Origin of the sequence: Streptomyces sp. TRM64462 (genome assembly GCF_013362995.1) — a bacterium.
GTDB lineage: Bacteria > Actinomycetota > Actinomycetes > Streptomycetales > Streptomycetaceae > Streptomyces.
Genome location: NZ_JABWDV010000118.1, coordinates 1 through 8262 on the forward strand (window position 1 = coordinate 1; position 8262 = coordinate 8262).

Genomic DNA, 8262 nt, shown 5'->3' on the forward strand with positions numbered 1-8262 from the left:
TCGCCTCGGCTATTCCGGAGGCGACGCCGAAGCCGGCGGCCGCCGCGAGGAGGACCGGGAACGACGGGCTGAGGGCGATCAGGGCGACGGCGACGGTGACCAGCGGGGTGCCGATGCGCAGCAGCAGCCGGTTGCCGAGTGCGGCGACGAGCCACCTCATGCCCTGCATGGTCGCCGAGGCCGCCACGCCCCAGGAGAGGATGACCAGTCCGACGTCGCCCGGGTCCAGGCCGAGTTTGGCCGCCAGGCCCGGCAGCCGTGCGGCGAGGATGCCGTTGACCACCCCGACGAGGGCGAAGGTGGTGACGACGCCCCGGTGGGCACGCCGCAGGGCGCTGGGCGGTGAGGTCAGCATGGTCGCTCTTCCTGTGTGTGCCGGGGTGTGCCGGGTGTGCCTGGGGTGCCGGATGTGCCGGGTGCGTGGCCTGCCGGGGAGCGCTTCCTTCTCGATCATGAGTTTGCCGGAAGGCTTGCGCTCACCACTAGATCATCTCGTAAGATCTTCGAAGTCGGCGAGCTGACGGGGGAATTGTGGTGGTCGTCGTTTCTGACGGGGCACACGGGGGACAACGCGCGGGGACCAGGTACGCGCCGTTCACCGGCACGCGCGGCGTCGAGGCTCCGCTGACGTGGAGTCAGCAGGAGGTCTGGGCGCTCATCGAGCGGGCGATGCCGCACGAGTATGTCTACAACGTCGTCGGCGGCTTCCGCACACCCGCTGACCTGCCGCTCACCGTGGAACGGTGCCTGGAGGCGCTGTCGTTCTTCCTGGAACGGCACGAGTCCCTGCGGACCGTGTTCCCCCGGGACGGGAGCGGGCGCGTCGTGCAGCGGGTGCTGAGCGAGGGGCGGCTGCCGGTCGAGGTGGTCGGGACGACGCCCTCCGACGCGGAGCGGACCGCCGCGGCACACCGCACGTCCCTGGGCGCGAGACGGTTCTCCTTCGCGGACGAACTGCCGCTGGCCCTGGTCCTGTTGGTCGTGGACGGCCGCGTGTGGGGCGGGGTGTACGCGTTCTCGCACATGGCCGTCGACTGGTACGGAATCCAGCATCTCGCCGGCGAGGTGACCGCGTACCTCCGCGACGGCAGGGAGCCTCCGCCGCTGCCCGGTGACGCCATGACACCGGCCGCGCTCGCCGCCTGGCAGGCGTCACCGGAGGGGATGGCCCGGCGGGAGCGGACCCTGCGTCACGTCGAGTCCCTCTACCGCGACCGGCCGCCGCTGGGACTGCCGCCACGGGTGCCCGGGGCGCCCACGGAGGCCGTGTACCGGCAGGCGCGGCTCCGGTCGCGTGCCGCGCACCGGGCGGTCGGCCGTGTCGCGGCGCGCACCGGCGTGAGCACCGGGGCCGTCGTCAACGGGGCGGTCGCGCTGCTGCTGCGGGACCTCACCGGCAGCGGCCGGGTGGACCTCCACCTGACGAGTTCCCAGCGCTTCGGCCCGGAGGCGCGGCGGATGGTCGCGACCCTGATGCAGGAGACGTACTTCTCGGTGGACGTCACGGACGCGGACCTGCCGGAGGCGGTCCGGCGCTCCTGGCGCGCCGCGCTCACCGCGTACCAGAACTCCGGCTGCGACGCCGACGGTATGGCCGCTCTCCTGGCACGGCTCGGCGGCGGGCCCGACGAGCCGCTGCGGTTCCCCTACTGCGTCAACGACAGGCGCGGTCTCCCCTCGTTCCCCGCAGCGGGTGCGAAGGCGGACGCCACACCCGCCGCGAGCCTGCTCCCCGACTCCGCGCTCGACTGGCCCGCGGTCACCGAGGAGGAGGACTTCTACGTGGTCGTCGACGGTGACGACGACCTTCTCGCGTTCTCGCTGACCTGCGACACGCGGCATTTCACCGAGGCGGTCATGGAGCGGTTCCTCCGGGATCTGGAGGGATCGCTCGTCCGCCTTGCCGACACGCCCGCATGAACCCACCGAAAGATCCCCGCACCATGGACGATTCCGGCTTCAGCACGATGCTCGCGCGGCTCTCCGAGAAGTCGCGCAACGACTACTACAACCCGTACACGAAATTCTCGTGGCCCGACAGCGTCCCCGAGGACAGCTGGTGGATGAACCCGGACTACCTCACCGTGTCCGGCACCGGGCTGATCGAGGACGAGACGACCCTGAAGGCGCTGGCGCGCCACGAGACGGTCAATTTCTTCAGCCTGCACGTGCACGGCATCCGTGAGCTGATGATCGAGGTCGCGAAGCGCATCCACACGCCCGACTTCGCCGAGTACAACGAGTATCTGCACCATTTCATCGGCGAGGAGAACGCGCACATGTGGTTCTTCGCCGAGTTCTGCCACCGGTACACCGGGGGCATCTACCCGGAGGCGGGTTCGCCGCTGCGGCGCGAGGGCTACGGGGACGTCTGGGACGACGTCGTCGTCTTCTCGCGCATCCTGATCTTCGAGGAGATCTTCGACTACTACAACAGCCGGATGGGCAAGGATCCGCTGATCCCGGACATCCTGCGGGAGATCCACGCCGCGCACCACCATGACGAGAGCCGGCACGTCGCCTTCGGCAAGCAGCTCGTGAAGCGGCTGTACGACCGGGCGTGCGCCGCGGACCCGGACCGCCGCGACGAGATCGAGAAATACGTCAAGGACTACATGACGTATTCGGTGCGCAGCCTCTACAACCCGCAGATATTCCGTGACTGCGGTGTGGAGAAGCCTCTGGAGGTGCGCCGCAGGGCTTTGTCGCACCCCGTGCGGGAGGCCTTCCACGTGAAGCTGATGGCGCGGGTCGACCGGTTCTTCGTCGCGAGCGGGATGTTCCGTACGGCGTGGGGGGACGAGCATGTCGGCGCCTGACAACGAGAGCGGGGACGTGAGGGTGCACGAGGCCATGGAGACCGTCGTCGATTTCCTGCGGAAGCTCAACAAGGCGGTGGACGGCCTCGACTGGGACGCGGATCTCATCGAGGCGCGCGTCCTCGACTCGCTGGCGTTCGTGGAATTCCTCCTGCTGATGGAGGAGATCGTCGGGGAGCCGATCGACCTGGCGCGGACGGACGTGGAGAACCTCCGCACGCTGAACCGGATCAACGCGCTGATCACGGAGAGGACGGGCCGTGCCCATATCTGAGACGCGCCCCGGCACGCGTGCCGTCGCGCCGGTCGGCGTCACCGACGGCCTGGTCACGCTCGGCCCGGACGCGGTGCGCCTGAGGGCCGCGCTGGACGCGGTGTTCACCGGGTGGGCCGCCGACGCCGGGGCGGCGGAGGTGCTCTACCCGCCGCTGGTCCGGGTGGCGGACCTGGCCCGGTTCGACTACTTCACCAACTTCCCGCACCTCGCGCTCGCGGCGGCGCCGGTGGACACGGCCGCGGTCGCCGCCCTGCCCGCGCGCGACGCCGGCCCGGACACGCGGCTCGCGGGCGCCTCGCTGGGCGACGCCGGGTTCGTGCTCCCGTCGGCCGCCTGCTACAGCGCGTATCTGTCGCTCTCCGGGGCCCGGCTGGACGAACCGGTCAAGCTCACCACGATCGCCCAGTGCTTCCGGCGCGAGACCGCGTACCGGGGCATGCGGCGCCTGCACGGCTTCACCATGCGGGAGATCGTCGCCGTCGGGGACGCCGCGACCGTCAAGGGCCACCTCGCCACGCACAGGACGCTCATCCACGCCTTCGCCGCCCACCTGGGTCTGGTGCTGAGGACCGAGGTGGCGACGGATCCGTTCTTCGACGCGAACGGCTCGCGCGCCGTCATGCAGCGCCTCTTCCCCACCAAGGAGGAGTTCGTCGTCGGCGACGGCGACGACGGCCTCGCGATCGCGTCGGTCAACTACCACCGCAACTTCTTCGGTGAGCGCGCCGGCATCACCTGCGGCGGCGAGGAGGCGCACACGTCGTGCGTGGCCTTCGGAGTGGAGCGGTGGCTGCACGTGCTCGCGGAGCGGTTCGGCGGTGACTGGGGGGCGGCCGAGGACGCGGTCCGCTCGTTCGGTTCGGCGGGGGCCTCCCGGTGACGGGCCTACCGGTGACGGGCCTACCGGTGACGGGCCTCGTGATGCCCGCCGAGTGGGAGCCGCACGAACGGTGCCTGCTCGCCTGGCCGACGTACGCGTCGCTCTGGGATGACGCCTTCGCCGACGTGGAGCGGGAGTACGCGGCGATCGTCCGCGCCATCGCCGCGTTCGAGCCGGTGACGCTGCTCGTCCTGCCCGGCGGGGCGGACCGGGTGCGCGAGCTGTGCGGCGTGGACGTCACCACCGTCGAGCTGCCGATGGACGACTCCTGGCTCCGCGCCACCGGGCCCATCGTGGTGCACGGCCCGGAGGGCAGGGTCGGGGTCGACTTCCGGTACAACGCCTTCGGCGGGCGCTTCCCTCCGTACGACCAGGACGAGCGGATCGCCGAACGCCTCCTGCTCGCCCTGGGCTTGGAACGGCGGGCCACCATGACGGTCCTGGAGGGCGGCGCCGTCACGGTCGACGGCGAGGGCACGCTCATCGCCACCGAGCAGTGCGTGCTCAACGCGAACCGCAACCCGCGGCTCGGCCGTGCCGACATCGAGCGCGAACTGGAAAGCCTGCTGGGAGCCCGCAAGGTGCTCTGGCTGCCGTACGGGCACCTCGACGGCGACACGGACGGGCACGTCGACCACGTCTGCCAGTTCGCGGCGCCGGGCCGGGTGGTGGTCGAGGCGTGCGGCGCCCCCGACCGCCCTGATCACGTACGGCTCAAGGCGAACCGTGCCGTCCTGGAGGCGTCCACGGACGCCCGTGGCCGGAGCCTTGAGATCTTCGAGCTGCCGCCGCAGCAGCGCATCCGGGTCCACGGCCAGGACGCGGTCGTGAACTACATGAACTTCTACATCGCCAACGGCGGGGTGGTCATGCCGCTCGCCGGGACGGACACCGACGAGGAGGCACTCGCCGCGGCGGCCGCGGCCTTCCCCCGGCACCGGGTCGTCGGGGTGGAGGCGCGGGCCCTGGCACTGGGCGACGCGGGCATCCACTGCGTCACGCAGCAGTTGCCCGCGCCCCGCCCGGCTCGTGAGTGAGTGAGTGAGTCGTACGCTGCCGGTGCTTACGGGGTGACCGCGGTGCCGCCGAAGGTCACGACGAGGCGGCCGTCCGAGGCGAACGACCAGTCCATGGCGCCGGAGTACGAGGAGCAGCGGGAGCCGTTCGAGCCGGACCAGAACTGGTTCGAGCCGTCGGCGTCACCGATGATCCGGTCGTTCGACCCGCTGTCGCACGAGGTGTTGTTCCGGAAGACCGATGTGCTGCCGCTGTCGAAGTTGAAGTTGCGCTGCCGGTTGCCGACGCTGACGTTGTCCGAGATCTGCATCCTGCCGGGGTTGCTGTTGTACGTGAACCCGTGCTTGCCGTTCTCGTAGGCGATGCTGCGCCGGACGACGTGGTCGACCGCGATGCCGTCGCCGCCGAGCTTGTAGCCGTTGCGGTCGCCGTTGCCGGCCTGGGAGCCGTCGCTGAGGGTGCCGTTGTCGTAGGCGAAGGAGTCCTCGATGGTCACCGCGCCGATGGGGCCGGTGTCCGTCTTGGTGTAGAGGTCCCAGCCGTCGTCGATGTTGTGGTGGGCCACGGCGTAGCGGAAGACGTTGCCGGGGCCGACGGTGAGCTTCGCCGCGAAGCCGTCGGCGTCCTCGCCGTCGGAGTCGGCGTTGTCGTGCGACTCCGCGCTCAGGATCAGGTTGTGGGACGGCCACTGGTCGCGGGGCGAGCTGGAGGACATCCGCGAGAGCTGGAGCCCGGTGTCCCGGTTGAAGCGGGTCACCGTGCGCTCGACGACGTTGTTGCTGCCGCCGACGAAGATGCCGTTGTCCCCGGCGCGTTCGACGACGAGGCCGCGGATGTGCCAGTACGAGCCGTTCACGGCGAGCCCGCGGTTCGACGAACTCTCGCTCTGCGCCGAGAAGTTCAGTACGGGGGTCTCCCCCGGGTAGGCGGCCAGCTCCGTGCGGTCGCCGGACGTGCCGTTGTTGCCGGAGGGGATGGTGACCGTCTGCGTGTAGCGGTAGGTGCCGCCGCGCATGTAGATGGTCCCGCCCGGGGTGACGCGGCTGATCGCCGAGGTGAGGGTCGTCGGGTTCGACTCCGTTCCGGAGGCGCCGTCGCTGCCGTTGGGCGACACGTACAGGGCGGGGCCCGTCGGCGACGGGGTGCCGGCCGTGTCGGCGTCGAGGTGGTCGATGTTGGGCAGGCCGTCGGCGCTCGTGGGGCTGAGACGGATGACGTTGCCGCCGGCCCGCACCGGCACCGTGAGGGTCTTCGTCGTCCAGCTCGCCCAGGCGCCGGTGCCCTGGAACGACGTCGACGCGGCCGCCGAGCCGTTCACCGTCACGTTCGCCGGCCGCGCGGTGGTGGTGCCGTTGGCGAAGCGGACTGTCAGCGTCGCGGTGCCGGCCTGCGGGGCGTCCACCGTGAACTGGGCCGCCGCGCCGACGGCGTTGCGGCCGTTGCAGAAGCCCGTTCCCGAATATCCGGAGTGGTTGGTGTCGATGGTGCCGTCGCAGGTGGCGGGCGCGCGCTCGGCCTCGTAGCGGACCGTGGCGGCCGTCGCCGTGGCGGCGGGCAGTACCACGACCGCGCCGGCCGCCAGTGCGGTACCGGCCAGTAGAGCCAGGGGGGTTCTCGTCCTCATGGGGGGTCTCGTCCTTCTCCGTGGTCGCCTGTGGCGCAGGCAGGGCAACAGTGCGGCTCTCGACACGCGAGATAGAAAGCGCTTGCTAAGCTAGGAGCGCGCCATGCCCACGTCAACAGGTCGGATCGGTCGAAAACATTCGGGCCGGGCCCACTCCTGCGCCTCGCCCTGTCCTCCACGACCCGTGCTGCTCAGGAGGCTCCGCCGAGGCGGCGTGGAGGAGCCGGCCGCGCCGGGCGAGGAGCGGCCACCGCCGCCGTCAGGGGCAGGGGTGGCCGCCTTCGCCCCAGGCGGTGCGTACGTCGGCCCGGGTCACCGCCCCGCAGAGCAGGACCGTACGGGCCTCCCCCGCGCCGCCGCCGCGTTCCACGGCGATCAGCTTCTGCTCGGTGACCCGGCCGCCGCTCGCCGCCCCGTGCGCGTCGGTCCAGCCGGTCGCCCCGTCGAATCCGCCTCCGCCCAGGCCCTGGTAGAGCACCGCCTGGAGGAGCCGCCGGTCGAGGCGGTCGTCGCGCCCGCCCGTGCCCCGCCACGCCTGGTCGACGCCCTCGGCGACGTACCGCATGGCGTCCCAGGCGAGCGCCACGTGGGCGTCGTCGCGCATCTCGCCCGTACGGGCACTGTGGTCCTTCCCGTACGTACGGTCGTACGCGGCGAGGAACGTGGCCGCCTCGCCGCCACCGCCGGCCGGGGCGGGTGCCCGGCCGGGTGAGACGTAGTACAGCGTGAGGCCGGGGAACACCTGCCAGGGCCGGCGCTGCTCCGTCAGGGCGTTGGTGACGTCGTCGCCGCCGAGCACGCTCAGCTTGGGGCAGCTCTGCGCGCTCCGGGCCAGTTCGCCGAGGAAGAGCTGGAAGTGGCTGCCTCGGCCGGCCCACACCACGGCCGTACGCGGCTCGTCGGCCACCGCGCGGCACACGTCGCGGGCCAGGTCGTCGACGGTGGCCACCGGCGTACCCGTGGGCGCGCCCGGCACCGTAGTCGGCTCCGGCGCGTCCGGCGGCGTGTACAGGAGCGTGGTGGTGCGCTGCTCGCCGTAGGCGGCGCGGAAGGCCGCCGCGAGGCTGGCGCTGTAGGCGTCCGTCGGGTCCGCGACGAGCCGTACGCGTACGGCGGGCTTCCCGGCGGTCATGGGGGCGTGCGCGGCGAACGCGGCCATGACCTGTCCGGCGCGGGTGTCGGTCGGCGCGGTCTGGTAGTAGTGGCCGCCCTGGCGCAGCAGTTCGTCGGCCGTGCCCGACGTGCCGACCATGGGCAGGCCCGCCTCGTCGAAGACGCGCATCGCCGCGTAGGTGTTGCGGCGGCTCTGGCCGAAGCCGACGACGCCGACGATGGAGCGGTCCTTCCGGGCCAGTTCGACGATGCGGTGGGCGACTTCCGGTGCGTCCTTGAAGCGGTCGCCCGCGTTGGCGGCGAGGACCCGCAGCGGGACGCGCTCGCCGGAGCTCAGCGCCTGGGCGTTGACGTACGCCTGGGCGAGCGCGAGGCCGCGGAGCTCGGCGAGGGTGCCGCCGCGCACCGGGTCCTCGGCGTCCTTGCCGCCGCTGAGGGGGCCGAAGTACACGACGGTGCGGGCGGCTGGGCGCGGGTCGTCGGCTGGGCGGCCCGCGAGTTCCCTCTCCACCTCCTCGTTCAGCTGCTCGAT

General features: G+C 71.7%; 6 protein-coding genes and 2 pseudogenes. 5 read left to right on the top strand and 3 right to left on the bottom strand.

The features are described from left to right. Positions 1 to 355, bottom strand: a pseudogene (locus HTZ82_RS05605) (hypothetical protein); the annotation flags it as partial. 179 nt (positions 356 to 534) lie between these two features. On the opposite strand from HTZ82_RS05605, the gene HTZ82_RS05610 reads away from it, so the two are divergent. Genes HTZ82_RS05610 through HTZ82_RS05630 form a run of 5 tightly spaced genes read left to right on the top strand, consistent with a single transcriptional unit; the run spans position 535 to position 5013 of the window. After that, positions 535 to 1920 carry a condensation domain-containing protein gene (locus HTZ82_RS05610; protein ID WP_175408155.1) on the top strand — a complete coding sequence of 462 codons (1386 nt, stop codon included), beginning with the start codon at positions 535 to 537 and terminating at the stop codon, positions 1918 to 1920. 23 nt (positions 1921 to 1943) lie between these two features. Then, the gene (locus HTZ82_RS05615) at positions 1944 to 2819 is read left to right on the top strand and encodes a diiron oxygenase (RefSeq protein WP_175408156.1); all 876 of its coding nucleotides are present in this window, start codon (positions 1944 to 1946) and stop codon (positions 2817 to 2819) included. Next, complete coding sequence (locus tag HTZ82_RS05620) at positions 2806 to 3093, top strand: hypothetical protein (protein WP_175408157.1); 288 nt, start codon at positions 2806 to 2808, stop codon at positions 3091 to 3093. Before HTZ82_RS05615 ends, HTZ82_RS05620 begins: the two co-directional genes overlap by 14 nt. Then, positions 3080 to 3976: an aminoacyl--tRNA ligase-related protein gene (locus HTZ82_RS05625; protein WP_309235324.1), complete on the top strand. Its 897-nt coding sequence runs from the start codon at positions 3080 to 3082 to the stop codon at positions 3974 to 3976. Before HTZ82_RS05620 ends, HTZ82_RS05625 begins: the two co-directional genes overlap by 14 nt. A gap of 26 nt (positions 3977 to 4002) precedes the next feature. Beyond that, positions 4003 to 5013 carry an agmatine/peptidylarginine deiminase gene (locus HTZ82_RS05630; protein ID WP_175408158.1) on the top strand — a complete coding sequence of 337 codons (1011 nt, stop codon included), beginning with the start codon at positions 4003 to 4005 and terminating at the stop codon, positions 5011 to 5013. A 26-nt stretch (positions 5014 to 5039) separates the two neighbouring features. On the opposite strand, the gene HTZ82_RS05635 is transcribed toward HTZ82_RS05630, so the two are convergent. Beyond that, positions 5040 to 6617 carry a CBM35 domain-containing protein gene (locus tag HTZ82_RS05635; protein ID WP_175408159.1) on the bottom strand — a complete coding sequence of 526 codons (1578 nt, stop codon included), beginning with the start codon at positions 6615 to 6617 and terminating at the stop codon, positions 5040 to 5042. A 259-nt stretch (positions 6618 to 6876) separates the two neighbouring features. After that, positions 6877 to 8262 (bottom strand): annotated as a pseudogene (locus HTZ82_RS05640) (ABC transporter substrate-binding protein); the annotation flags it as partial.